The organism is Brevundimonas sp. EYE_349 (genome assembly GCF_023147505.1).
GTDB lineage: Bacteria > Pseudomonadota > Alphaproteobacteria > Caulobacterales > Caulobacteraceae > Brevundimonas.
Map to the genome: position 1 here is coordinate 230609 of NZ_JAHXPB010000005.1, position 25140 is coordinate 255748.

Here is a 25140-nt window from a genome sequence, read left to right on the forward strand (position 1 = left end):
CAGCCCCCGGCGAAGGGACGAATGTCTCTCTATGAACGCGGCGTGCGCGCGGCCCATCGGGGCTACAAGCTGACGCTGTCCCCCCTGATCGGCCAGCAGTGCCGGTTTCTGCCGACCTGTTCGGACTATGGGCGCGACGCCCTTATCCGGCATGGACCGGTGCGGGGGGGATGGCTCACCGTGCGCCGCCTCTGTAAATGCCATCCCTTCGGGGGATCGGGATACGACCCGGTCCCGCCAGTTAAAGACTGACACATGATCGACCTGAAATTCCCCGACGGCGCGGTGCGCCAATACCCGGCCGGCTCCACGGCGCGCGACGTCGCGACCTCCATCTCTCCGTCGCTGGCCAAGAAGGCCGTGCTGGCAGAGCTAAACGGCGAACAGCGCGACATCTGCCGGGTGCTGGAGACGGGCGGCGACTTCCGCCTGATCATGCGCGACGACCCCGCCGCGCTTTACACCATCCGGCATGATGCGGCCCACGTCCTGGCCGAAGCGGTCCAGACCCTGTTCCCCGGAACTCAGGTCACGATCGGCCCGGCGATCGAGGACGGCTTCTACTACGACTTCTACCGCGAAGAGCCCTTCTCGACCGACGACTTCGCCGCCATCGAAAAGCAAATGGCGAAGATTGTCGACCGCGACGCCCAGTTCGAGCGCGAAGTCTGGGAGCGCGACGAGGCCATCAAATTCTTCGAGGCGCGCGGCGAGAAGTTCAAGGCCGAGCTGATCCGCGACCTGCCGGGAACCGAGACCATCACCCTGTACAAACAGGGCGACTGGATCGACCTGTGCCGGGGTCCGCACTTCCCGTCGACGCGCCACGTCGGCAAGGCGTTCAAGCTGACCAAGCTGGCCGGCGCCTATTGGCGCGGCGATTCGAAGCGCGAGCAGCTTCAGCGCATCTACGGCACCGCCTGGGCGACCAAGGAGGATCTGGACGCCCACCTGCAGCGGCTGGAAGAGGCCGAAAAGCGCGACCACCGCAAGGTCGGCAAGGCGATGGAGCTCTTCCATATGCAGGAAGAGGGCCGAGGCATGGTCTTCTGGCACCCCAAGGGCTGGGTCCTGTGGCGCGTGCTGGAAGCCTATATGCGCCGCCGCCTGGACGCCGCCGGCTATGTCGAGGTCAAGACGCCCCAAGTGCTGGATCGCAAGTTCTGGGAACAGAGCGGCCACTGGGACAAGTATCGTCCGAACATGTTCGTCTGCGAGACGGTCGAGGGCGAGGAGCTGTCGCTCAAGCCGATGAACTGCCCAGGCCACGTCCAGATCTTCGATCAGGGCCAGCGGTCTTACCGCGAACTGCCGCTGCGCATGGCCGAGTTCGGCGCCTGCCACCGCTATGAACCGTCGGGATCGCTGCACGGCCTGATGCGCGTGCGCGGCTTCACCCAGGACGACGCCCACATCTTCTGCCGCGAGGACCAGATCGTCGAAGAGACGGCCGAGTTCATCAAGCTGGCCCGCAGCGTCCACGCCGACCTGGGCATGGAGACCGCCTACATCAGCCTGGGCACCCGCCCCGAAAACCGCGCCGGCACGGACGAGTTCTGGGACAAGGCCGAGACCCTGATGGCCGAGGCCGCCCGCGCCGCCGGCACCGAGCCGGTCGTCACCGAGGGCGACGGCGCCTTCTACGCGCCCAAGCTGGACTTCATCGTCAAGGACGCCATCGGCCGCGAGTGGACCTGCGGCACGATCCAGCTGGACTACGTCCTGCCCGAACGCCTGAACGCCACCTACATCGCCGAGGACGGTCAGAAGCACCGGCCAGTCATGCTGCACCGGGCGATCCTGGGCTCGTTCGAGCGGTTCATCGGCATCATGATCGAGAACTACGCCGGCGCCTTCCCGCTGTGGCTCGCGCCCGTGCAGGCCGTGGTGGCCACCATCACCTCGGACGCCGACGATTACGCCCGCGACGTGATGGCCCGCTTCAAGGCCGCCGGCCTGCGCACCGAGATCGACCTGCGCAACGAAAAGGTCGGCTATAAGGTCCGCGAACACTCGGTCGGCAAGGTGCCGGTCATCGCCGTCGTCGGCCGCAAGGAGGCGGAAGACGGCATGGTCGCCATCCGCCGCCTGGGATCCCAGGCTCAGACCCTGGTCTCGGTCGAAGAGGCCATTCGCATCCTGACCGACGAAGCGACCCCGCCCGATCTGAAGCGCGCCGGTTGATGAGTTGAAGGCGGCTGACGGCCGCCTCCAACACCCCGGACACGGACCTTGTGTTCGACACCGAACACATCGATGAAGAAAATCCAACGTTCATCGTATCTTAGCTGAGACGGTGCAAGGCTGCGTCCTAGCCTTGCGAGATCCGACGATGACGACGCACCAGACGCACCCTGGCCGCTCATTGCTGCAGCATCTGATCGCACACGGTCATATGCGGTATCTGATCATCGCCAGTTGGGCGATCGCCTTGTTCACCGTCACTAACCTGGCGACCGCAGTGTTGTGGTTTGCAATCGCGACCGCCTCGGGCCTGCTGCGAACCTTCACCGAACGGGTGTTGGTGATGCGGGATCAGGGGCTGCATGGCCGCATCAAGCTGACGGCTGCCACCATTTCCTGCATCGCCTGGTCGGCGGCCCCTCTGCTCGCCTTCCTCTACGGCGGGGCCTATGGCGTGCCGCTGGGCGTCGCCCTTCTCATGGCGGGCTATGTTCTGGTCTTCACCCAGATGCGCGCCGCGCCGCGCGAGGCCCTGATCGCATCGGCCCCTTATTCGCTGGTCGTGGTGCTGCTGCTTGCGAGACTTTGTGGCACGCCAGGCTTCTGGGTGGTGCTCAGCATGATCCCGGTTCTGGCGCTGGCCTTGGTGATCAAGGTGGCGATCACCCAGATGAAGGACAGCGATCTGGAGGCCGTAAACCGGCGCCAGGCCGAGTTGATCGCCGAACTCGAAATCGCCCGCGACAATGCGACCGCCGCCAGCGCCGCCAAGTCCAACTTCTTGGGCGTCATCTCGCATGAACTGCGCACGCCGATGAACGGGGTGCTGGGCGCCGCGCAACTGTTGCAGATGTCCGAGCTCAGCGACCGCCAGAAAGAATTCGTCGGGGTCATCCGCGACTCCGGCGAAGGGCTTATGGTGCTGCTGAACGACATCCTCGACATCACCAAGATCGAGTCCGGCAAGATGGAACTGGACTTCATCGATGTCGAAGCCGAGACCCTCGCCGCCCGGCTGACGGGTCCGTTCAAGGCCCAGGCCGAAGCGCGCGGCCTGACCTTCACGACCGAACTCCGCGGTACGCTGCCGCCGCTGCTGCGAATGGATCCCCTGCGTCTGGCCCAGGTGACGCACAATCTGCTGGCCAACGCCATCAAGTTCACGCCGCAGGGCGAGGTTCGCCTGACGATCGACTGCGAGCCTGCAGGCGAGGGCCGCACGACCTTGCGGCTTGGTGTGGCCGACTCGGGCATCGGCATCGCCGCCGACGATCTGACGCGCCTGTTCCAGCCCTTCTCTCAGGTGGATGGGTCGTCCACCCGCAAGTTCGGCGGCACCGGCCTGGGTCTCAGCATCTGCCAGCGTCTGGCCGCCCTGATGGACGGCGAGATCACGGTGACGTCGACCCCCGGCGAAGGATCGACCTTCACCCTTCACGCGACCTTCGACACGCCCCGGGTTGAGGCGGTGCGCGTCGCAGCCTGACTGGAGCCTGATTCACGGCCTCAGCGGAATCGCGCAGCGTTTCCTCCTCAACCGATCAAGGCCTAGTCGCGCAGCAGTTCGTTGACGCCCGTCTTGACCCGCGTCTGGGCGTCCACCCGCTTGACGATGACGGCGCAGTACAACGACGGGCCGCCGTTCGCATCCGGCAGCGAACCCGGCACCACGACCGAATAGGCCGGCACTTCGCCGCGGAAGACTTCGCCCGTGGCGCGGTCAACAATCTTGGTCGAGCCGGACAGATAGACGCCCATGGCCAGGACCGCGCCTTCGCGCACGATCACGCCCTCGGCGACCTCGGCGCGGGCGCCGATGAAACAGCCATCCTCGATGATGGTCGGATTGGCCTGCAACGGCTCAAGCACGCCGCCGATGCCGGCGCCGCCCGACAGGTGCACATTCTTGCCGATCTGGGCGCAGGAGCCGACCGTGGCCCAGGCATCCACCATTGAGCCCTCGTCGACAAAGGCGCCGATGTTCACGAACGACGGCATCAGCACCACGTTCCTGGCGATATGCGCCCCGTGCCGGACGATGGCGCCGGGCACCGAGCGGAAGCCGGCCGACTGATAATCCGATGCGGTCCAGTCGCCGAACTTGTTGGGCACCTTGTCCCAGAAGGGACCGACGGCGACGGGATGATCCACCGACAGCGGCATGACGGATGGCGCGCCCGCCCGCATGATCTGGTTGTCGTTCAGGCGGAAGGACAGCAGCACCGCTTTCTTCAACCATTGATGCGTGGTCCAGACGCCGTCCTCGCCGCGCGAGGCGACGCGGGCCTGGCCGGAGTCCAACAGGGCCAGGGCGGTTTCCACCGCGTCGCGCACCTCTCCGTGCGTGGCGGCGGACACCTCGGCGCGCTGTTCCCAGGCGGCCTCGACGACGGATTCGAGATGCGACAGGTCGGTCATGCGGCGTCCTTGAAAGTCAGGTCGGAGAAGAAGTCGAGAAGGTCGGGCGCCACATGGTCGATATGCGGCCCGATCGGTTTGCCATGACCGTCCCCGATCAGGACCGTCGCCATGCCCATCGCCTTGGCCGGCTCCAGGTTCTTTGGCGTGTCCTCAAAGAAGGCGGACCGGTGCGGGTCGATGCTGAACCGTTCCAGCATCCGCCGGAAGGTCGCGGGATTGGGCTTGGGCGTCAGGTCGCCGTCCTCGATGGCGAAGACGCCGGCGAAACAGTCGGAGATCCCGATCCGGTCCAGCACCCGGTGCGCATAATCGCGTGCGCCGTTGGTGAAAACGAAACACTGACCCGGCAGAGCCCGCAACCGTTCGGCCAGGCGCGGGTTCGGCTCCACCGAATCCAGCGGCACATCATGCACCTCGCGCAGGAAGCGGTCGGTATCCACCGCATAGTTGGTCATCAGTCCGGCCAAGGTCGTGCCGTGTTCGTCCAGAAACTGGCGCTGCATCACCGCCGCCTCGTCCGGGGCCAGCCCGACCGCCTCGACCACGAAGGCGTTGATCCGCGCCTGCACCAACCGCATCAGCCCCTGCTCGCGCGGATACAGGGTGTCGTCCATGTCGAACACCCAGGCGCGCACATGCCCAAGGGATGTGGAATGGGGGTCGATCAAGACGCCTTCACCAGGGTGCCCGCGCCGAACTCGGTGAACAACTCCACCAGCATGGCGTGCGGGCGACGGCCGTCCAGAATGACCACCGCCTCGACGCCGGCGCGAACGGCGGCCATGGCGGTCTCCAGCTTGGGGATCATGCCGCCGGTGGCGACGCCCGTGTCGATCAGGTTTTGCGCTTCTTCCAGCGTCATCTGACGGATGATGTCGCCGTCCGCGCCCTTGACCCCCGGCACGTCCGTCAGCAGCAGCATCCGCTTGGCGTTCAGCGAGCCCGCCACGGCGCCCGCCACCGTGTCGGCGTTGACGTTGTAGGTTTGTCCGTCCTCGGCCACGCCGATCGGGGCGATAACCGGCACCCAGTCTTCGGTCTCTGACGCGATGAGGCCGGCGATCAGCTTGGGATCCACCTTGGTCGGCTCGCCGACATAGCCCAGGTCGACCTCGTGCTCGATCATGCTGTCGGGGTCGCGCTTGGTGCGGCGCGTCTTCTCGACGGTCAGCAAACCGGCGTCCTTGCCCGACAAGCCGACGCCGCGCACGTCCGCCTCCTTGCCGGCCATGGTGATCCAGTGCGCGATCTCCTTGTTCACTGCGCCCGACAGCACCATCTCGGCGACTTCCATCGTCGCCGGATCGGTAACCCGCAGCCCATCGACGAAGCTGGACTTCACCCCGGCCTTGTCCAGCATGGCGCTGATCTGCGGCCCGCCCCCGTGGACCACGACCGGGTTGACCCCCATCAGCTTCAGCAGCACGACGTCGGCCGCGAACTGACGCGCCACGGCACTCTCGCCCATAGCGTGGCCGCCATACTTGATGACCACGGTCTCGCGGTCATACACCTGAATATACGGCAAGGCCTCGGCGAGCGTCTTCGCCGTCTCCCAGCTGCGTTCTTCCGACTGGCGCTCTGTTTCGTTCATCACGCGCGCGAGATAGCGGGGGATGGGGGCGGTGTCACGCCATCATTGCCAATCTCTCTTGGCATCTGCTTCCTCAATTCCGACTGTAGAATTATGTGACACTCCATTCTAATGGGTTTCGAAAGGCGCTAGGTCATTCGACATGAGAACAGTTTGCATCGACGGCCATAACTTAGCCCTGCCCAATGGCACAGGTATCGCCACATATGGCAGGAATCTCCTGACATCATTGAGTTCGCTCGGAATCAACGGACAAGTCCTGTATGGACCGCCAAATACCATCAGCACAGACAACGTGCTTAACGAAGTCGTGCTTGCAGATTCGTTGAATACATCTGCGAAAGTTCGCAAAAGTCGCCGATACATCGATACGATCTCGACGCGGTTCGGACGCAAAGCAATCCCTGTCTTGCCAAGCGGAGAGGTCATTTGGCCCAGCCGATCAGGCGGTCGCCCAGATGCCAAAACTTTCTGGGCGGCTCAAAACTTGTTCCATTATGCTCAGCGTGGTTTACAAGTCTACGGCACCGCAACGCCCGTCACGTTTGACGGCGCACCCAAACCAGACATCATGCATTGGACGGCCACCTTGCCACTCCACGCCACCAATGCTCTGAACGTTTACACAATACACGACCTGATACCACTACGGTTACCCCACAGCACGACCGAGAACAAGTCCGTCTACCGCAGGCTTTGCAACTATATAGCCAAGAAGGCAGATCATATCGTTGTTGTTTCCGAGACTACGCGTCAAGATGTCATCCGGTTGTTAGGTGTGCCAGAAGAAAGGGTGACCAACACCTATCAGGCAGTGACTATTCCTCTAGCGCTGCGCAGTCGTGCTGAAACGGAGGTAGCACTGGAGCTTGAAGGAGTATTCGGCCTTGGATGGAAAGATTATTTCCTCTATTTTGGCGCCATTGAGCCAAAGAAAAACGTCGGGCGTATCATTGAAGCCTATCTTTCTTCTGGTGTTAAAAAGCCACTCATTATAGTTGGCGGTCGCGCTTGGCTAGCGGAGGGCGAGACCGCCCTACTAGAACAAGTTAAACGAGACGGTGGACCAAGCGCTGATCGTATTCGACGTTATGAATACATGTCATACTCAATGCTTTTAAGTTTGATACGCGGAGCACGCGCCACTATATTTCCGTCCCTTTATGAGGGATTCGGACTACCTGTTCTTGAATCAATGCTCTTGAATACAGCCGTGCTGACATCGACGGCCGGGTCACTTCCTGAAATTGCCGGCGGAGCAGCGCTGACCGTCGATCCATACGACGTGGGCGCCATAACCAAGGGTATTCAGTCATTAGATATCGACGACGGTCTAGCTGAAAGCTTGGTAGCTAGGGGCAAAATTCAAGCCGGCAAATTCTCGGCTGAAGAATACGAAGAACGACTTCGCCTATTATATGATAATCTACAATAATATTGGATTTGTAACTGTATAGCACTTGTTGTCGTACATTATTGAGGCCTAGCACCACCTCAATTACAGAATATGATCAACTTAACATTTATGTGTGATGTTCCCATGCGCCTACACCCTTGCGGCAATTTCTTTCTATCTTTTCCTGACGATCATAAACTCCCTGAAATACACAGAAGCCATGCACTGTACGATCGATCATATTCGTGGATAATAAAATCACTATCTGATTGGAAACCTAACGCAGCAATTATAGATATTGGAGCCAACGTAGGGGACACAGCAGCGTACATTCGGACACACGCAGCAAATCCTATTGTCTGTGTAGAAGGTGGACAAAATTTCCTAGATCATCTTCACCACAACGCAAAAATTATTGATAGCGATCATATTCATATTGTAGACAGATTTGTTTCCCCCAATAATAGTACTTCGCTTTCAGCGTCATTTATCGAAGACCGGGGCACAGGACGCTTAGTTTTTGACGATGGGCAGGAGCTTCAATCAATAACCACCTCAAATCTTCTGCGCTACGCAAGGAATATAGGTGATGGCGATATCGCGCTTGTAAAGACAGATACGGACGGGATGGACGCGCTGATTGTGCGCGATCTTTTGGACAGCGGCCCTGATTTCGCTATTCACTTCGAATGCGACTATATTTTGACCCGGTCCCTAGGAAGGCCGGACTTGTGGACGTCTATATTGCAAGATCTGAAGGATCGCGACTGGTCCTCCATTGTATTTGATAACTATGGACTACCAATGATGTTTATGGACAAAACGCAGCCGGAAATTCTCGAAAACGTTCAAGCTTGGATCCACTTGCAGCATCAGGTCGGCATGGTGCGAACCCACTACGTGGATATATTCTCGTTTCCGCCAGACGCTTCTCACGTTTACAATCAAGCAAAGAACTCGATAAGTAGCACCCTGCTCTTCCCCTACAGATACTAGAGGCAAAAATGGCAAGAAAACGCCCCCCTCCCCAAAGCCGGCGTCCTAGAGTCTTTGTTTGCGACCCGATGTGCGTACTGCCCTTCGGCCACAACGTGCCAGCAATGGGATATTTTCGCGATTTTTTCAGATCGGATATGTCTGATGTTGTCGCCCTATGCTGCAGGGAGCTTCCTAGCAAAATCGCAGAGGCGAATGAGTTTACGCCTTTTTTCCATTTTTACTACGAAGATTATTTTCCCCGCATACGCAACAGTAGTAACGAGCCAGCTTCTCACGCAGGTTGGTTTATTGACGACGCAGAGAGATTAGCGACAATCGATGCTAGCGCCTTGCTCAATGAATTCGCTATCGGGCCCCGCGATACAATTTTCCACCCGCATCTCGACTTTTACGGGTGCATCGGCCTTCTGAATGCATTGAGGGCATGGCCTAAAGAGCGTCGTCCACGCCTTCTATTGCGGTTCATTGGCGTCATGGAAAACGCTTCTCACTCATACAGAGACCCATTGGAGGAGCTGGTTGGCCGTCTTCGCCTTGCGATCAACGACGGCGTTGAAATGTCTTTCAGCGCCGAGACCCCGCTCTACGCTGACAGACTGGCCGAGAAGCTAGGGTCAATCGTAACCGTCACAGCTTACCCTGAAATGTCAAAGCCCATCCCAATGCGTGAGGACGGCCCGTTTACCTTCTACTGCGCCGGCTCAGCACGTCATGACAAGGGCTTCATGCACTTGCCAGAGATTTTCTCTGCCGTCCGGCGGCGCGATCCGGAGATGACAATCCGTTTCATCACTCAAATTTTGCCTGCGGCAGACCTTAAGCACCACATGACCGCAGCGCGATCGCTTTACGCTTTGCCTGGTGTTGAAGTGCAAGCATCCTCCATTTCATCTTACGAAATGCTTCGAACGTATGAACGCAGTCATGCAGTTCTGCTGCCTTATGATGCGGTCACGTACCGCTACCGCGGCTCTGCCGTCTTGATGGAATCAGTTTTCCACGGACGACCAGCTATCACCTTGGAAGGTACGGCATTTGCTGGAATCGCGCGTCACTATAACCTAGGCATTGTTGTGGATAACATTCCCGCCATGGTGGATGCCATATTTGAGATGGCGTCCACCAAACGTTCCGTGCTTGCCGGTCGCGCAGCGCAGGCTCGACATCGATTTCACCTGGATAACAGCGCGGCATTTCAGAGCTGGTTGAGAATTTGATGAAAACCTTACTGTTCGTGGACCATGCGTTCCATACTTCGACGGCATCTAGTCAATTTTTTATTGATTTGTTGAAGCGACGTTTTGATGTAACAATAGTACATATAAACCCTCCATCTAACATAGCCGAAGAAACGATTCTACGCGCTAGAAGCGCAGACGTCGTTGTGATTTGGCAGATGGACTATATTGCGCCAGTATTCTTAGCAATAGGCGTTCCGACAATAGTAATTCCGATGTATGACGGATCTGCGGCAATGCCAGATCTACATTGGATTTGGTCCTCCAAGGCGCATTATGTGAACTTCAGTTTCACGTTGCATCACCGAATCGCAGGATTGGGGAATCAGTCATTTCTTGCGCGTTACTTCACACCTGTCGTTGCACAAAACGAACGCGCGACTTTCGAATCCGGACTTAAAGCATTTCTTTGGCAGCGGCGACCTGAACACGGCATCAACGCGCCTGCCGTCATGAAACTGTTAGACGGACAGATAAAATCTCTCCATGTTCATAACGCGCCCGATGATCCTGACCTAGATACAAGACCGTACAAGGTGCCTTCCAACTCGTCTTGTGCTGTCACCCAGACAAGCTGGTTCCCGAAGGCAGCAGATTATCACGCTGCCTTATCGCAGGCGAACGTCTTCATCGCACCACGTCGCGCGGAAGGCATAGGTATGGCCTTGCTAGAGGCTATGAGCCGCGGGATGCTAGTCGTGGCGTGTGATGAACCAACGCACAATGAGTATATTGCAAATTGGCAAAATGGTATTCTCTATAATCCGGATAGCTCTCAATCTGTCAACGTCTCACTCGACGAAGCACGATCTCTCGGTCGATTAGCATACGAGACAGCGGTGATTGGCAGGCAAAATTGGGAACTGCAAGCTCTCGAAATCCTTGAGATTGTAGACAATTGTGAAGCGCCAGAAGAAGTCAATCTGCCAAGTATATCTGACTTTTCGCGCGCACTTTCGACATCTTATTACAGCGGCATTACAGCATATACAGCGTTTATGCTGAACCACGCCGACCTCATCGCCACTATGTCGGGACATAGGATAAAAGATTACCTTCCTTTTGGAAGTAGCCACGCAACGGCTCACGAGATAGCAGGTCAGGAGCTGCATGATGCCCCTTGGCTTGAAACCTCGCGAGTACCGGTTGCAGGTGGGCGCATCAAGCCATATGTGGCCACTGGCCGACTAGAGTATGCCGGAGGAACCGCATGGATAACGGGGCATAGCTGTGAGCTTCGGTTTCGGACGGACCCTCTTGCGAACTCGATCAGCAGCCTGAAGCTTGGTGTTGTAGTTCCGGCCGAAATCAATAATCAGTCGCTTATCGTGACACTGAACGGCTGGACCCTGGGTATTAAGGATATACCGTCAGGATCTTCGGAGGTCTGGTTTGACCTACCACTGCATGTTCAACGAGGCTCCAACCTACTTCGGCTTCAGGCGACGATAGTCTGTCAAGGCGTCGCCGACGACCATTTGGTTTCTTTGGGGCTCGACGAGATTTTGCTTTCATGAAACGACTTATTGCTAGACTTTATCGACGCGCTCAGAAAGCTCTTCTTCCTTCAGTCGTTACGCCTCGCGAACATGCACGTCGCGGCGATCTAGCACGTGACCAGGGGGACTGGGCACGAGCGCGTGAGCACTACCTGACGGCCGTGGCCCTTGATCCATCTTTGGCGGCGATTTGGGTTCAGTTGGGTCACGCTCACAAGATCGAATTGCGAACAATCGAAGCCGAGAGCGCTTATAGACAGGCACTTTTATTGGATGATTCGAACGCTGATACTTGGCTTCAATTGGGTCACATTCTAAAGATTCAAGGCAGATTTGACGAGGCGCGGGAGAGTTACGAACATTCGGCTGCCCTTTCCCCAAACAGCTCCTACGCCTTTGATGAAGCCGTAAGTTTGGGTTCGAGCGTCACGGCGTTGGAGCAAGCTAGACGCGAGTTTGCGCGTGCGCGAAAAATGCCCCGCTATAAAGATCGAGCCATAGGGCCCGGAAAGCTTCTGCTAGATTTGACTGGCGCTCTCGATTACGGTCAAGAAGTCGCGCTGGCCATCACGGCTTCGTTAAAGTCGCAACATGAACTCGTCGATGTCGTTCTCTGGCGCGATGGCCTCTGGTACGACCTTAGTGGTCTCGCATTTGAATTCCCGGAAAGCTACGGTGCCATAATCGTAGCAGGCCCCGGGTCCTTTCATCGACCGGATCATATGGAAGCCGCGCTTCATGAAGCAAGGTCGAGAGACATTCCGATCCTCGCTGGTTTAGTGGATTTGCCGCATACCGCTACTAAGAACAGTCGATCCGCCGGGGCTGACGACGCATCGGCGCACTACTTCTACTTTATGAACGAAGTGGCGTCCGGTGCGATCACATTTCTAGGTTTGGCGGATTATGACGCTCGGGACACCATGCGATCAATTCCAGATCAAGTCGTTTCCATTCCTATGGCTCCGTTTAGCCAAAGGTCTGTCGATTCGGATGGGCCGATACTAGTTTTCGGGCCTGCAGATTCGCAAGCGATGACAAACGTGAACGCGGCTCTCGCATTGTTGAGCCCGGAAATGAGGTCACTATTTGCTTTCTCGACGACGCTCACCGATTTAGGCGAAGAGCTTCGAGTGGCTGGCGTATTGCTGACCGGATCAGATCCTGAAACAAGGCTATGTGGCTTACTCGTTGCGAGCCAAGGGTTGCCACTCGCATTGTCCGCCCGACAGGGTTTAGGGGGAATAGCATTCCGTGCCGACATGCGATTGGCGACGAACGACATACCAGAAATCGCCCGTCAACTTAGTAGGTTTGCCGCTCTCTGTGAGAGTCGCAAGTTTAAGCGTAGTTCTGTACCGATCGTCAATCGCAACGGTAGTATCGATATTTTGCAGAAGTGGAAGGTGCGAACCCATGATGGGACAGCCGAACACCGCTTATGTCTATTTGAAGGACATGATTTCCGCTTCATCCATGACATCGACGCCAGGATATCTATAGATCCCAGAAGCCTAGGATTTTTGAAGAAGGACGGTCTGTCACTGACGAATACACCTATTAAATTAGGCATTATCTCAGGACAAGAAGACATCATCGCGAGGTTGCTAATTGTCGCACCGTGTGCAACGGACAAAGTCTTCGTCCGTGTGGGTAGTAATCCCACATTAGTTGAGCGATCTTTGCGAAATGGTAGCTTGAGCTGGCTGCAGGTAAATATAGTCAGGGGGCAGCGCTCTCAGCAGATTACTGTTTGTGGCGAGCAAGAAACAGAAGAAAAGGCATCTAAACTCTTAGCAATCTATCTACATCCAGCAAGCCGTGCAGATGAGTGGAATTACTTCTTGGATCAAATCTCAAGAGGACAACACCCAAAAATTAGGTCCGTTGCACGGCAACTCGCTGAGCTAACAGCCTGACGATTCACCTTCAATTCACCAAACGATTACGCCGATCTTTGGAGTATGATGTCAAAAACCTCCATTTCACCACCGAGGCTGCTGTTCGCCAGAATAAACCTCAGCTCAATTTGCGCGGCAACTGCTAGAGTCGCATTGATCGAGATGCTGTATTTTCCTTCGCCTGAAAGGCAGAAGCTGTGGCTGACAAAATCATTCACCAAGCCCCACTCAATACGAAAATGTTGAGTGGCAGCCTCGCGATCTACCGAGAATATAATTGTTGCCGTCCATGTCCCTCGCGGCAGCCAGTGATAGGCCCCATAAATCAAGTATCTAGCGCGCCCTGCTAGGCCGACTCGTCCAAGCGATTTTTCACGATCAGAATGGCGCGCATCTATAGCGAACATTTCCAGTGGAAGATGTATTGAATCGGCCACCTTTGCTGGTCCGCTAGCGAGAAAATCGAGAAGCGGATGGTCAGGTCGCGGGCGCTCCGACAGCACTGTCTGTAACAGATCCGCCACGCCCAACGGACAGTCGGGCACCGTATCCGTTTGCGTAGGCGAGAGGCCGTCGCAAGCCACGGAGAGAATACGTGAAAGCTCGTTCAGATCAGAATCACACAAGACGCCAAGCGAGGGATTTACGATAACATAGGATGCTGGCGATCTAGGCACTCCTGCCTCAGCAGATCCCACTACGATTACGTCCGCTGATCGGTTGTCTTCGTACTCCGGGAAACAGAGTTTCACATCGTTTTCGAGCGCCATTGCAAGCAGCGCCGCCCTGCCAACGTCGCCCTCGAGGGCAAGACCTGGAACCACAACACATACAGGCCTTTTATTGACAGACACCGTCAAGTAACCCTACTCAGCCCGTAACCACTTATAAACGTCCACGCCTTCATCGATGTCTTCAAACAGTCTTGTTTTGCCACTTTCAATGACGAGTGCTTTTTCACAAAGACTGCTGATTAGATTCATATCATGTGATGCCATTATGAATGCCCGTTTACCGCGCTTGACAAATAGCTCATCCTGACATTTCTGTTGAAATCGAGCGTCCCCGACAGCTACCAACTCATCTATTAAATAACAGTCGAACTCGATTGCCAGTGAAAGACCAAATGCGAGCCTCGCTCTCATACCGGACGAATAATGTTTAACGGGTTGACGTAGCGCTCTACCCAGTTCCGCGAAGTCGTCGACCCGAGCCAGAACATTGGCAAAGTTCCTCCTGTATATACGAGAAATGAATCTAATATTGTCTAGGCCGGATAAACTGCCTTGAAAGCCTCCACCAAACCCAATCGGCCAAGAACTAGACATTGACCAAGTCAATTTGCCAGATGTAGGCGGCAGAATCCCGCCCAACATCTTAATCAGTGTAGACTTACCCTGTCCGTTTCGCCCCAGGATAGCAATACGTTCCTCATGCGCCAACACAAAGCTGAGATCAGAAAACACCTGTTTCGATCCGCTGGGATAGACTTTTGATAGTTGTTCGACTTTGAGACCAATTTTTTGACATGCCTCAACTGTCATTACTGGCGATGCTCCTTAACACCAGTCCATATAAGCCACGCTACCCCATAAATTAATAGCAGAGTGCCAAAGACCGTCAGAACGGCCAGCAGTCGCTTCGGCTCTGTAGGCTTATCGGCTAGGCTGGGACTGACAACACGCTCTAGGTAAAGTTGCTGCCGTCGGGCATCTTGTCGCGCGCTGTTAAGCGTGGCTGTGGCGGAGGCTAGGTTTCGCGCAGCCAACTCTCGCCTACCAACAAGAAGCTCATAGTCACCCACCTGGGGCGCTAAAGAATTGGTGGTCCCTGCGATCCGCTGGCGCTGCGCTTCGATTTGCCCTTCAATAGCCCGGAGTCGGGCATTCAGCGAAGCGAGCTGCGGACTTTGGGGGGCTTGGGACTCGAGCTGCTGCTTTTCCGCCGAAAGCTCCGCTTGATTTAGAAGGAGCCCGCCCAGCACCTCGGAGGTCTCGGTGGCGACGTTCGCTGGATCGATGAATCGTTGGTTAGTGCGAAAGCGCGTTAGCTCAGCCTGAACTTGAACGACATCTTCCTGAGCGTCCTTGACGGCCGCTTCAGCCTCTACGACGGCCGTTTCCGTAGCACGTCGGTTCAATCGGTTTACAAGATTTTCCCCTCCGTCCAACAAACCGTTAGCGATGGTCGTGGCGTCTTGCGGGCTAAACGCTTCGACGCGCAGTGTGCTCATGCCATTCGTCGAGTCATGGCCGACTACAACAAACCGCTGAAACCCCTTGTAGAGGGCTTCACGGCTATTTCCCTCCCATGGGCGTCGAACACCAGAAAACGGATCGACTCCTGTTTGGCTCAACATGGCGCGAATATCATATCTGCGCTGAAGGTCTTTCAGCGCGTCGCGTGACTTAATGTACTCATGCACAGCAAAGGCGTCGGTCTGGGCGGTTCCAAGACCGACGCCCTGCAGAGCAACACCTAAAGGCGACGGCGTTTGCTGTGTTTGAGCGCGAACAATAAACCGAGCCTCCGACACGTAACGTGGTGTCGCCAAGGAGGCATAATAAATTGCTGCCGCAAAGGTAGGCACAACGACGACAAACATGAATGGCCATGAAATGCGTTCACGCCAACTCTTTCGCTTTTGGCCAAGCGCTTGACCCGAAACAGGTCCCAGGAAAGTTAATTTTGCTTCAGACATTGTCATCAAGGGGAATAAATTTCCCGCTCCTATTCCACGTCAACGTACTTTAGGGCAGTCGCAAGCACGAGGAGACCGGCGAAAAGAAGAATCGTCCCGCAGAGGGCCGGGTAAAAGGGATGGTAGTACGCTTCAAAAAATTCTCCGAAAAATCCGGCGCGCACCATTTCCACCGCATTAGGCATGGGCACAAGTAAGAACGCTTCTCGATATGCTGGCGGGACGATCGACACAGTAAAAAATGCTCCTGATAGCGGTATGAGCATATAGGTAAATAACTGCGTCACTCGCTCGACAACTTCGAATCTCACAGCAAGGGCGCTGAGCAAAATGGCTAAGCCAAACGAAAGCCAAGCTAACGACAACCATCCCCAGTATAGAAGAAGAGGCATTTTAGGCAACGAAACCTGTCCCATCGCAAACAAAATGATGAAAACAGCCAGGAAGGCTGCTGTCGTTCCCATGAATTCCACCATAGCTCTTGCAGCATACACATGTATGATTCTCACCTGTCGATGATGGAGAAGACCGACATTTGCCTGAATGGCCCCCAAGCTGTGCTGTATAAAATGCCGCAGAAGTAGCAGGCACATATACCCCGTCATGACGAAAGCCCCCACCCTTACGCCGTGCTCATAGGGCGGCTTGAGCACACTCCACATGGCGATCACACCGAGACAGAAAAGCAGAGGTTCACCAATGACCCACAGAAAACCCAAGCCCTCTCGCCCATACCGGGTGACCATCTCGCGCATCATGAGCGCCCTGGTAATTCGCACCTGCCCGGCGATCCTGCCGCCGAGTTCGCGGATTGATATGATCACGCGCGCCAAAAGCTTGCCTTGAGATGGTTTCCTGCGATGCGCCTGCATACACCATATGCCCGGTCATAAAACACTTGTTGAGCGAAGTTGGACTGATTGCCCAGGCAAGGCGAAAAACAGCCTCGCGTCGAGTAGGAAGGCCAGCTATCTAGCAGCGTAAGCGCGTCCCTTGCGGCGCACAGCATGTTCGAGAACAAAATGGTTCAACTGAATGGTAAGGTCGCTCTCATCACGGGCGTTACGGGGCAAGACGGCGCATACCTGTCGGAGCTGCTTCTAGCAAAAGGCTATATCGTCCACGGCTTGAAGCGGCGATCGTCATCATTCAACACAGGCCGGATCGAGCATCTCTACCAAGATCCTCACGAGAAGGATCCGCGTTTCGTCCTGCATTACGGTGACCTGACGGACTCCACCAACCTCATTCGTATTGTCCAGGAAACCCAGCCCGACGAGATTTATAATCTCGCCGCTATGAGCCACGTCCAGGTTTCTTTCGAAGCGCCCGAGTACACCGCCAATGCTGACGGTATTGGCACCCTGCGAATTTTAGAAGCGATCCGCATTCTCGGCCTCGAGAAAAAGACGAAGTTCTACCAAGCCTCAACGTCAGAGCTTTATGGTTTGGTCCAGGAAGTCCCCCAGTCAGAGACAACGCCCTTCTACCCTCGCAGCCCGTACGCCGTGGCCAAGATGTACGCCTATTGGATCGTGGTGAATTACCGAGAGGCCTATGGCATGCACGCGTCGAACGGCATCCTATTCAACCACGAGAGCCCGCTTCGCGGCGAGACCTTCGTGACGCGCAAGATCACGCGCGCGGTCGCCGCCATCAAGCACGGCTTACAGGACACCCTGTACCTCGGCAACATCGACGCCAAGCGCGACTGGGGCCATGCACGCGAGTATGTGCGTGGCATGTGGTTGATGCTGCAGCAGGACAAGCCGGACGACTATGTCTTGGCCACCGGTGAGACCACGGTCATCCGCGACTTCGTCACTCACGCATTCAGCCAGATTGATGTGGTGTTGCGCTGGGAAGGCGAGGGTGTGAACGAGAAGGGTATCTGTAGCAACACTGGCCGTGTCTATGTCGAGATCGATCCGCGCTACTTCCGCCCAACTGAAGTTGATCTGCTGATCGGCAACCCTGCCAAAGCCAAGGCCAAGCTGGGCTGGACCCACGAAACCGAGTGGGAAGCCTTGTGCGCCGAGATGGTCGCCGCCGATCTGATCGTCGTGGCGCGGGAGCAGCGCGGCAATGGCGAGTGAGATCATCTTTCCGCTCGCCGGCAAGCGGGTCTGGGTCGCCGGCCATCGCGGCATGGTCGGCTCAGCCATCGTGCGCCGTCTGGCAAGCGAGAACTGCGAGATCATCACGGCGACTCGCGCCGAGGTGGATCTGAAGAACCCGGCCGAGGTCAATGTGTTCGTGGCAGACAAGAAGCCGGACGCCATCTTCATGGCGGCGGCCAAGGTCGGTGGCATCCTGGCCAACGACACCTATCCGGCCGACTTCCTCTACGACAACGTGATGATCGCGGCGAACGTCACCGAAGCGGCGTACCGGAACAACGTTGGCAAGCTGCTGTTCCTAGGCTCCAGCTGCATCTATCCGAAACTGGCTCCCCAGCCGATCCCCGAAAATGCCCTGCTGACTGGCCCGTTGGAACAGACCAATGAATGGTATGCGATTGCCAAGATCGCCGGCGTCAAACTGGCCCAAGCCTATCGCAAACAGCATGGTTGCGACTTCATCAGCGCCATGCCCACGAATCTGTATGGGCCTGGCGACAACTTCGACCTGAACACCAGCCATGTGCTGCCGGCACTGATTCGAAAGGCGCATGAGGCAAAGGCGGCAGGCGAGGATCACATCACGATATGGGGTACGGGCACGCCGCGTCGAGAGTTTCTGCACGCCGACGACTGCGCAGACGCTTGCGTATTTTTAATGCGGCAATACTCGGATTTCGAGCACGTCAACGTCGGATCAGGAGAAGATATCGCGATCATCGACCTCGCACGGTTAGTCTGCAAGGTCGTCGGCTTCACCGGAGAAATCCACACGGATAAGACCAAGCCAGACGGTACGATGCGAAAACTTATGAGCGGGGACAAGCTTAGGCAAGCCGGGTGGACTCCGAGCGTAACTTTGGAAGCGGGTATCACAGCCGTGTACGAGAAATTCGCCTCGACCGACGAACTCTAGCACTCGCACCCTCTCATCAAGAAAGGGACTCGAACTGCCGTGGAGAGCCCAGCAAGACAACGCTTTTTGGCAATCAACAAGGAAATCTCAGACCTATACATGGAGCGCCGGGAAAAGCGATTTGTGTATGTTGACTTGATGCACAATAACCTAGGCTACCTTCTTAGGTCTCTATACATTGGACGAGCAGCCGCAATCATTACCGGCTGCGACCTAGTTGGTATTGGCGGTAATCCAGGCGTTGTAAAGCGATCAGCATATTTGGATCCGGCAGAGCTCGATATAGAACTAGCGGCGTCTTTTGGTGTTACGCGTGTTATCTTTGCGCCTACTTACGATCTTGTAGACACAAGGGAAGGTGCATGCTTGGCCGATCATCATGCAGCCCCAGACTATCTTTCCGCCAGAATGCTCAGCGATAAAATCGAAGAAATTCAGCAAATATCTGACAATGATGGATTCCAGCTTGGAAGAATAGTGCAAGATACTTTCATGCGCTCTCATCTATTGCCCACCCTTTTGAGATGTCCAGCCTTACACTCGACGTTCGAGGAAGTAGAATTATTAGGTGCGTGGTTCAGAGAGCTTTTTGAAAACAATCCGCCGGAGGCCTTCGTATCGGGCCATATAGACTATTCACCTTGGGGCTTAGCTATGCAGCGCTGTATGGCAGCGGGCGGAAAATCTATTTACTATAGATGCGATGTCAGAACACCTATATATGTCTTGGGTGAAATGGATCGAAACGAGACATTAAATGGATTACTACGAAAGGCCGATAAAAAGGCTTACTATGATTATAGACATAGATTTTCATTGCCTCGGAAAAGTTTGGACATACGACATTCCCTGAATAACTCTGTTTCAAAAAACTGGCGCTGGGTCGAACATCCGAGCGACCATCACAGTTTTGAATGGCCTTTTAATAACGGCCTACCTACCGCGTGCTTGTTTACCCACACATTCACCGACCAACCCAGTGCTGATAAGTCGGCATTTGTCGATCATCTGCATTGGCTCGAACAGACACTCGATCACGCAAGAAAACGGTCTGACTACAATCTTTTTGTAAAAATTCATCCTTTAGACGGATTCTTTGATCTCACTGCGGCTATAGATCGATTGTCAGATAAATACCAAGATTCAAAAAATATTGTTTTCGTTCGCTCGCCTGTTCCTGCCGAGTTGATCGTAAGGGAGTGCAAGCTCGGAATAACTGTTAGAGGCACCCCGGCTCTTGAGTTCTCTGCACTTGGTCTGAGAATGCTTCTGGCGGGAAGAGCTTATTTTGATCACGTCGGCTCCATCACTTATTCACAATCTCCGGAAGAATATTTCTCCTACCTAGAAGATTTTCTTTTCAATCCGCAGCCAATGATCGACTCGTATGAGGCAAAAAGTTATGTTTCGTTTGACAGGTATTGGGCAGCCCCCCACTCGTCCTTGCTAGGATCATTTGATCCCCATCAGACAGCTCATGACATCTGGGCCAACGCGCTGCATCATTGCGCATCGACAGCATTCGAAATCGACGACATTACACAGTCCCTGGCAGAAGCATTCGACACTTGCGACCGACAAGGATTTGCACGCGCATTCCAGCGACGTAGTATTTCTTTTGATAGGGGCCATAATTGAAATGAAAAACTCTATCGATTGCTATATCCCGGCAAGGTTAGGCAGCTTAAGAGTGCCAGCAAAGAATCTCCGAATTCTAGGTGATCGCCCTTTAATAGCGCATACGATACGAACCCTTAAGCAGGTCAAAAACATATCGTCTTTCTGCGTTAACACAGAAAGTGCCATTATAGCAGATGTGGCCACGCGTTACGAGTCCAACGTCTATATAAGAGACCCAAATCTCGCCAGTTCGGACACCTCTACAGACGATATAATATATAATTATGCCATTAATTCTATGGCAGATAATATTCTGATAGTAAATCCGACAGCTCCATTTTTAAAAAGCTCTTCCATAGACGCCGCAGCACAGCACTTTATAAAGACAAGACGGAGTTTATTTTCGTCTAACCAAATTCGAAGGCATGCCCTGTTCAGGGGCGCGCCTTTAAATTTTTCCTCGCATAGAAAAAGCCCAAGAACCCAAGAACTTGAACCCATAGCGCTCATAAACTTTATATTTATTTTTCTAAATAAAGCCGAAGTTATAGCTGCGTATGAGAGACAGGGCTACTGTCTCTACTCTTCGGACATGCAGCTCTGGCCTTTGGATGGGTTGGAGGCCTGGGACATTGATGACGAGTTTGATTTCCAACTCGCGCAGTGGGCGATTAGCAAGCATGGACATCAGGAACCTGAGTACGCGCCTGAGGTGGCAGCAATGATAAAATTAGGTGCGCGTTTTGAAAGCTAAAGGCTCAGCAACGCCGGATCTCCGCCCTGCGCGGCGATGTTCACGCTGATCGCCTTTTCGGCCGCGTATCGGATCAGGCTGTTAGGTCCCCCCGCCTTGGGGCCCGTGCCTGACAGCCCTTCGCCGCCGAACGGCTGCACGCCGACGACCGCGCCGGTGATCGAGCGGTTGACGTAGACGTTGCCGGCGGGAACCAGGTCGACGACTTCGGCGGCGAAGGCTTCGATGCGGCTGTGGACGCCCAGGGTCAGGCCGTAGCCGCGCGCGGCGAGCTTGCCGGCGACCGACTTCAGGTCGGACGGGGCGTAGCGGTAGATGTGCAGGATGGGGCCGAAGACCTCACGCTCCAGGAAGTCGGGCGTGGGGATTTCGGCGATGGTAGGGGCGAACAGGTCGCCCTTTTCGGCGCCCATCGGCAGGGCGGCGCGGGCGATGACTTTGGCTTCCTTCGACAGGCGCTCGACGTGGGCTTCGAGGGCCCGGCGGGATTCGGGGTCGATAACGGGGCCGATGTCGGTCTTGGGGTCGCCGGGGTCGGCGACGGTCTGGACCGCCAGAGCGCCCTTCAGGCCCTCGATCAAGGCGTCGGCCGAATCCTTGGGCACATAGAGGACGCGTAGGGCCGAGCAGCGCTGACCAGCGGAGCCAAAGGCCGACTGGATCACGTCGTCGATGACCTGCTCCTTCAGCGCCGTCGTGTCGATGAACATGCCGTTCAGTCCGCCCGTCTCCGCGATGAAGGGGATAATGGCGCCCGGCCGGGCGGCGATGGAGCGATTGATGGCGGCGGCCGTGTCGGTGCCGCCGGTGAAGGCGACGCCATCGATGCCCGGATGGGTGACCAGGGCCGCGCCGACCGTCTCGCCACGCCCAGGGACCAGGGCCAACAGGTCAGGGTTCAGGCCGGCCTTGTGGTAGAGGCGGACGGCCTCGGCGGCGATCAGCGGCGTCTGTTCGGCAGGCTTGGCCAGAACTGCGTTGCCGGCGGCCAGAGCCGCAGCGATCTGACCGGTGAAGATGGCCAGGGGGAAGTTCCACGGCGAGATGCAGGCGAAGACGCCCCGTCCGTGCAGGAACAGCTGGTTGGTCTCGCCGGTCGGGCCCTTCAGCGTTTCCGGGGCGGTGAAGTCGCGCTCGGCCAGTAGGGCGTAATAGCGGCAGAAGTCGGCGGCCTCGCGCACCTCGGCGACGCCATCGTTCAGGGTCTTGCCCGCCTCGCGGCTGAGCAGGGCGACCAACCGATCCAGATCGGCCTCCAGCGCATCGGCCATGGCGCGCAGGACGATGGCGCGCTTGGCGCCGCCTTGGCGGTCCCATTTGACCTGAGCCTCGGCGGCGGCTTGGGCGGCGGCGTCGATGTCAGCCGCCTCGGCTTCCGAGACATGGCCCAGCACCTGTGATCGATCGAAGGGATTGGTCACGTCCTGAGCGTTGAGGCCGGCGCGCAGCTTGCCGCTGATGATCGGCCCGCTGGTCAACTTCTCGCGGTCGACCCCTTCCAGCGCTTTGGCGTGGGCTTCACGGTCGGCGGCCTGAGAATAATCGCGGCCGAGGGAGTTCTGACGATCGCCGTACATGTCTTTCGGAACCGGAATCTTGGGGTGACGGTCGGGCGCCTGCTCGACCAGGGAAATGGGATCGGCCGCGACGGCCGCGGCAGGCACGCGCTCGTCCAGCAGGGCGTGGACGAAGGAGGAGTTGGCGCCGTTTTCAAGCAGACGCCGCACCAGATAGGGCAGCAACTCTTCGTGCCCGCCAACGGGGGCATAGGCGCGGACGATGACGGTTTCGTCGGCCCAGGCTTCGTGAGCGGCGTCGTACAGCGCCTCGCCCATGCCGTGCAGCCGCTGGTGCTCGACCGTGACGCCGTGATCACGCGCCATACGCCGCACGGCCGCCAGCGTATGGGCGTTGTGACTGGCGAACTGGGAATAGATGGCCGGCGCGGCCTCGATCATGGCCTTGGCGCAGACGAGGTAGTTCAGATCGGTCGCCGCCTTGGTCGTATAGACGGGATAGTCGGTGCGGCCGAACACTTGGGCGCGCTTGATCTCGGTGTCCCAATAGGCGCCCTTGACCAGGCGCACCATCAGACGACGGCCGGAGCGCCGGGCGAGGTCGGCGACCCGCTCGATCGTCTCCCGACCGCGCTTCTGATAGGCCTGAACCGCAAGACCGAGCCCCGTCCAGCCGCCCAGCGACGGTTCGTGCGCCAGCCGGTCCAGCAGTTTCAGCGACAGGGCCAGACGGTCCGCCTCCTCGGCGTCCATCGTATAGTTGATGTCGTATTTCGCCGCGATCTGGGCCAGACGCAGGATGCGGGGATACAGGGTCGCCCAGACGTCATCCTCATGCGTCGCCTCATAGCGGGGCGACAGGGCCGACAGTTTCACCGACACGCCGTGGCCGTGCTCCGGTCCCTGGCCCTTGGATGTCTTGCCCACCGCCTCGATGGCGTCGGCATAGATCTTCTCATAGCGGTCGGCGTCGGCCATGGTCCGGGCGCCTTCGCCCAGCATGTCGAAGCTGCACAGCCAGCCTTCCTTGTTCGATCGCTTCAGCGCGCTCTGGATGGTGCGGCCGACGACGAACTGCTCGCCCATGATCTTGACGGCGGTGGCCACGGCCTGGCGGATGACCGGCTCGCCCAGTCGGCCGGCGATCCGCTTCAGGAAGCCGGGCAGGTCGCTGCGCGCCTCGTCATCCACATCGACCAGCTTGCCGGTCAGCATCAGACCCCAGGTCGAGGCGTTGACGAACAGGCTGTCGGACTGACCCAAGTGGGCGGCCCAGTCGGCCGAGCCGATCTTCTCGGCGATCAGGCGATCGCGGGTGTCCTCGTCCGGCACGCGCAGCAGGGCCTCGGCCAGACACATCAGGGCCAGACCCTCGCGGGTCCCCAGCGAGAATTGCTTCAGGAAGCTTTCGACGACCCCCTGCTTCTTCTGGCTGCGGCGGGCGTGTTCGACAAGGGCCGTCGCCTCGGCGACCACATCGGCCCGTTCGACCGCATCCAGCGGCATGCGCGCCAGATTGGCGGCGACGGCCTCACGTTCGTCACGGAACTTGTGCGTATCCAGACCGTCCCAGGCGGCCAGGCTCGAAGGCAGGAAGGCGGGCGTGGTCATAGGCGACAAATCCTGTGGATTTCAGCCGTATAGGCCGGAGTTCGTTGAAGGTGCTTCGTATGATATCAAGTCAGGCCGAAGATTATTCGGCTTTGAGGCCTGATTTTCGATGATTGATATCGACGCCGTCGACCGTCGCATCCTGCGGGTTTTGCAGGCGGACGGCCGCCTTTCCAACGCCGAGCTGGCTCGCCAGTGCAACCTGTCGCCCGCCGCCTGTTTCGAACGGGTCAAACGGCTGCGCGAAAAGAAGATCATCACCGGCTACGCCGCCATGATCGACCCAACCCAGGTCGGTCGCGATCTGCTGATCTTCGTCGAGGTCCTGCTGGACCGCACCACTGGCGACGTCTTCGAGGCCTTCGCCGCCGCCGTGCGCAGCCAGCCCGAGGTGCTGGAGTGCCACATGGTCGCCGGCGGCTTCGACTATCTGATCAAGGCCCGCGTCGCCGACATGGACGCCTATCGGGCCTTTCTGGGCGATGTCCTGGTGCGCATGCCAGGCGTCCGCGAAACGCGGACCTATGCGGTGCTGGAAGAGGTGAAGTCGACGACGGTGCTACCGCTTTGATGGGCCCCATCACCTCGACTTTGAGTGGCGCAGCGTCTCATCGAAACTGCTTTGGCATCCCAAAGATGGTGACGGCACCGCTTGCTTCCCCTAATAGG

General features: G+C 57.1%; 21 protein-coding genes. 13 read left to right on the forward strand and 8 right to left on the reverse strand.

Annotation, left to right across the window (positions count from 1 at the left end):
- Nucleotides 1-21: 21 nt before the first annotated feature.
- The 3 genes from yidD (at nucleotide 22) to KZX42_RS11330 (ending at nucleotide 3670) form a co-directional block, all read left to right on the forward strand.
- The gene (yidD, locus tag KZX42_RS11320) at nucleotides 22-252 is read left to right on the forward strand and encodes a membrane protein insertion efficiency factor YidD (RefSeq protein ID WP_248119446.1); all 231 of its coding nucleotides are present in this window, start codon (nucleotides 22-24) and stop codon (nucleotides 250-252) included.
- A gap of 3 nt (nucleotides 253-255) precedes the next feature.
- Nucleotides 256-2184 (forward strand): threonine--tRNA ligase, encoded by a 1929-nt coding sequence (thrS, locus tag KZX42_RS11325; protein WP_248119447.1) that lies wholly within the window; start codon nucleotides 256-258, stop codon nucleotides 2182-2184.
- A 148-nt stretch (nucleotides 2185-2332) separates the two neighbouring features.
- Nucleotides 2333-3670 (forward strand): ATP-binding protein, encoded by a 1338-nt coding sequence (locus tag KZX42_RS11330; protein WP_248119448.1) that lies wholly within the window; start codon nucleotides 2333-2335, stop codon nucleotides 3668-3670.
- Between the two features lie 62 nt (nucleotides 3671-3732).
- Here KZX42_RS11330 and dapD read toward each other — a convergent pair whose 3' ends face one another.
- Genes dapD through argB form a run of 3 tightly spaced genes read right to left on the reverse strand, consistent with a single transcriptional unit; the run spans nucleotide 3733 to nucleotide 6199 of the window.
- Entirely contained in the window at nucleotides 3733-4602 is an 870-nt protein-coding gene (gene dapD, locus KZX42_RS11335) for a 2,3,4,5-tetrahydropyridine-2,6-dicarboxylate N-succinyltransferase (protein WP_248119449.1), read from the reverse strand.
- Nucleotides 4599-5273 (reverse strand): pyrimidine 5'-nucleotidase, encoded by a 675-nt coding sequence (locus tag KZX42_RS11340; protein ID WP_248119450.1) that lies wholly within the window; start codon nucleotides 5271-5273, stop codon nucleotides 4599-4601. Before KZX42_RS11340 ends, dapD begins: the two co-directional genes overlap by 4 nt.
- Nucleotides 5270-6199 carry an acetylglutamate kinase gene (gene argB / locus KZX42_RS11345; RefSeq protein ID WP_045810017.1) on the reverse strand — a complete coding sequence of 310 codons (930 nt, stop codon included), beginning with the start codon at nucleotides 6197-6199 and terminating at the stop codon, nucleotides 5270-5272. The genes KZX42_RS11340 and argB overlap by 4 nt, the downstream gene beginning before the upstream one ends.
- A gap of 142 nt (nucleotides 6200-6341) precedes the next feature.
- Between argB and KZX42_RS11350 the strand changes: the two genes are divergently transcribed.
- The 5 genes from KZX42_RS11350 to KZX42_RS11370 all read left to right on the forward strand — a co-directional run bounded on the left by KZX42_RS11350 (nucleotide 6342) and on the right by KZX42_RS11370 (nucleotide 13250).
- Entirely contained in the window at nucleotides 6342-7634 is a 1293-nt protein-coding gene (locus tag KZX42_RS11350) for a glycosyltransferase family 1 protein (RefSeq protein WP_248119451.1), read from the forward strand.
- Nucleotides 7635-7739: 105 nt separating this feature from the next.
- Nucleotides 7740-8591, forward strand: a complete 852-nt coding sequence (locus KZX42_RS11355; RefSeq protein WP_197070979.1) for an FkbM family methyltransferase — start codon at nucleotides 7740-7742, stop codon at nucleotides 8589-8591.
- A 137-nt stretch (nucleotides 8592-8728) separates the two neighbouring features.
- On the forward strand, nucleotides 8729-9811 hold the full coding sequence (locus tag KZX42_RS11360) for a hypothetical protein (protein WP_248119452.1): 1083 nt from the start codon (nucleotides 8729-8731) through the stop codon (nucleotides 9809-9811).
- On the forward strand, nucleotides 9811-11349 hold the full coding sequence (locus KZX42_RS11365; protein WP_248119453.1) for a glycosyltransferase: 1539 nt from the start codon (nucleotides 9811-9813) through the stop codon (nucleotides 11347-11349). Before KZX42_RS11360 ends, KZX42_RS11365 begins: the two co-directional genes overlap by 1 nt.
- Complete coding sequence (locus KZX42_RS11370) at nucleotides 11346-13250, forward strand: tetratricopeptide repeat protein (RefSeq protein WP_248119454.1); 1905 nt, start codon at nucleotides 11346-11348, stop codon at nucleotides 13248-13250. The genes KZX42_RS11365 and KZX42_RS11370 overlap by 4 nt, the downstream gene beginning before the upstream one ends.
- A gap of 26 nt (nucleotides 13251-13276) precedes the next feature.
- Here KZX42_RS11370 and KZX42_RS11375 read toward each other — a convergent pair whose 3' ends face one another.
- From KZX42_RS11375 to KZX42_RS11390, 4 genes are read right to left on the reverse strand one after another with little or no spacing between them, the layout of a single operon-like run.
- Nucleotides 13277-14092, reverse strand: a complete 816-nt coding sequence (locus KZX42_RS11375) for a hypothetical protein (protein ID WP_248119455.1) — start codon at nucleotides 14090-14092, stop codon at nucleotides 13277-13279.
- 6 nt (nucleotides 14093-14098) lie between these two features.
- A complete protein-coding gene (locus KZX42_RS11380) occupies nucleotides 14099-14776 on the reverse strand; it encodes an ABC transporter ATP-binding protein (RefSeq protein ID WP_082064354.1) in 678 nt (225 codons plus the stop codon).
- Complete coding sequence (locus KZX42_RS11385) at nucleotides 14776-15939, reverse strand: chain-length determining protein (RefSeq protein WP_248119456.1); 1164 nt, start codon at nucleotides 15937-15939, stop codon at nucleotides 14776-14778. The genes KZX42_RS11380 and KZX42_RS11385 overlap by 1 nt, the downstream gene beginning before the upstream one ends.
- Before the next feature lie 23 nt (nucleotides 15940-15962).
- Nucleotides 15963-16805, reverse strand: coding sequence for an ABC transporter permease (locus tag KZX42_RS11390; RefSeq protein WP_197070980.1), 843 nt, complete (start codon nucleotides 16803-16805; stop codon nucleotides 15963-15965).
- A 150-nt stretch (nucleotides 16806-16955) separates the two neighbouring features.
- On the opposite strand from KZX42_RS11390, the gene gmd reads away from it, so the two are divergent.
- From gmd to KZX42_RS11410, 4 genes are all read left to right on the forward strand, one after another.
- Nucleotides 16956-18029 (forward strand): GDP-mannose 4,6-dehydratase, encoded by a 1074-nt coding sequence (gene gmd / locus KZX42_RS11395; protein WP_045810050.1) that lies wholly within the window; start codon nucleotides 16956-16958, stop codon nucleotides 18027-18029.
- The gene (locus tag KZX42_RS11400; RefSeq protein WP_082064355.1) at nucleotides 18019-18969 is read left to right on the forward strand and encodes a GDP-L-fucose synthase; all 951 of its coding nucleotides are present in this window, start codon (nucleotides 18019-18021) and stop codon (nucleotides 18967-18969) included. Before gmd ends, KZX42_RS11400 begins: the two co-directional genes overlap by 11 nt.
- Nucleotides 18970-19068: 99 nt before the next feature.
- Nucleotides 19069-20607 (forward strand): hypothetical protein, encoded by a 1539-nt coding sequence (locus KZX42_RS11405; RefSeq protein ID WP_248119457.1) that lies wholly within the window; start codon nucleotides 19069-19071, stop codon nucleotides 20605-20607.
- A gap of 1 nt (nucleotide 20608) precedes the next feature.
- A complete protein-coding gene (locus KZX42_RS11410; protein ID WP_248119458.1) occupies nucleotides 20609-21343 on the forward strand; it encodes a hypothetical protein in 735 nt (244 codons plus the stop codon).
- Here KZX42_RS11410 and putA read toward each other — a convergent pair.
- Entirely contained in the window at nucleotides 21340-24471 is a 3132-nt protein-coding gene (putA, locus tag KZX42_RS11415) for a bifunctional proline dehydrogenase/L-glutamate gamma-semialdehyde dehydrogenase PutA (protein WP_045810021.1), read from the reverse strand. The two genes, KZX42_RS11410 and putA, sit on opposite strands and share 4 nt — an antisense overlap.
- 109 nt (nucleotides 24472-24580) lie before the next feature.
- Between putA and KZX42_RS11420 the strand changes: the two genes are divergently transcribed.
- Nucleotides 24581-25042 (forward strand): Lrp/AsnC ligand binding domain-containing protein, encoded by a 462-nt coding sequence (locus KZX42_RS11420; RefSeq protein WP_045810022.1) that lies wholly within the window; start codon nucleotides 24581-24583, stop codon nucleotides 25040-25042.
- Nucleotides 25043-25140: the final 98 nt, after the last annotated feature.

Coding starts and splice junctions, on each gene's coding strand:
- KZX42_RS11400 (WP_082064355.1), top strand. CDS start 18,019: ATGGCGAGTGAGATCATCTTTCCGCTCGCCGGCAAGCGGGTCTGGGTC.
- KZX42_RS11405 (WP_248119457.1), top strand. CDS start 19,069: ATGGAGCGCCGGGAAAAGCGATTTGTGTATGTTGACTTGATGCACAAT.
- KZX42_RS11355 (WP_197070979.1), top strand. CDS start 7,740: ATGCGCCTACACCCTTGCGGCAATTTCTTTCTATCTTTTCCTGACGAT.
- KZX42_RS11370 (WP_248119454.1), top strand. CDS start 11,346: ATGAAACGACTTATTGCTAGACTTTATCGACGCGCTCAGAAAGCTCTT.
- KZX42_RS11365 (WP_248119453.1), top strand. CDS start 9,811: ATGAAAACCTTACTGTTCGTGGACCATGCGTTCCATACTTCGACGGCA.
- KZX42_RS11410 (WP_248119458.1), top strand. CDS start 20,609: ATGAAAAACTCTATCGATTGCTATATCCCGGCAAGGTTAGGCAGCTTA.
- KZX42_RS11330 (WP_248119448.1), top strand. CDS start 2,333: ATGACGACGCACCAGACGCACCCTGGCCGCTCATTGCTGCAGCATCTG.
- KZX42_RS11385 (WP_248119456.1), bottom strand. CDS start 15,939: ATGACAATGTCTGAAGCAAAATTAACTTTCCTGGGACCTGTTTCGGGT.
- KZX42_RS11420 (WP_045810022.1), top strand. CDS start 24,581: ATGATTGATATCGACGCCGTCGACCGTCGCATCCTGCGGGTTTTGCAG.
- KZX42_RS11350 (WP_248119451.1), top strand. CDS start 6,342: ATGAGAACAGTTTGCATCGACGGCCATAACTTAGCCCTGCCCAATGGC.
- putA (WP_045810021.1), bottom strand. CDS start 24,471: ATGACCACGCCCGCCTTCCTGCCTTCGAGCCTGGCCGCCTGGGACGGT.
- KZX42_RS11360 (WP_248119452.1), top strand. CDS start 8,729: ATGTCTGATGTTGTCGCCCTATGCTGCAGGGAGCTTCCTAGCAAAATC.
- gmd (WP_045810050.1), top strand. CDS start 16,956: ATGGTTCAACTGAATGGTAAGGTCGCTCTCATCACGGGCGTTACGGGG.
- KZX42_RS11380 (WP_082064354.1), bottom strand. CDS start 14,776: ATGACAGTTGAGGCATGTCAAAAAATTGGTCTCAAAGTCGAACAACTA.
- thrS (WP_248119447.1), top strand. CDS start 256: ATGATCGACCTGAAATTCCCCGACGGCGCGGTGCGCCAATACCCGGCC.
- KZX42_RS11390 (WP_197070980.1), bottom strand. CDS start 16,805: ATGCAGGCGCATCGCAGGAAACCATCTCAAGGCAAGCTTTTGGCGCGC.
- argB (WP_045810017.1), bottom strand. CDS start 6,199: ATGAACGAAACAGAGCGCCAGTCGGAAGAACGCAGCTGGGAGACGGCG.
- yidD (WP_248119446.1), top strand. CDS start 22: ATGTCTCTCTATGAACGCGGCGTGCGCGCGGCCCATCGGGGCTACAAG.
- dapD (WP_248119449.1), bottom strand. CDS start 4,602: ATGACCGACCTGTCGCATCTCGAATCCGTCGTCGAGGCCGCCTGGGAA.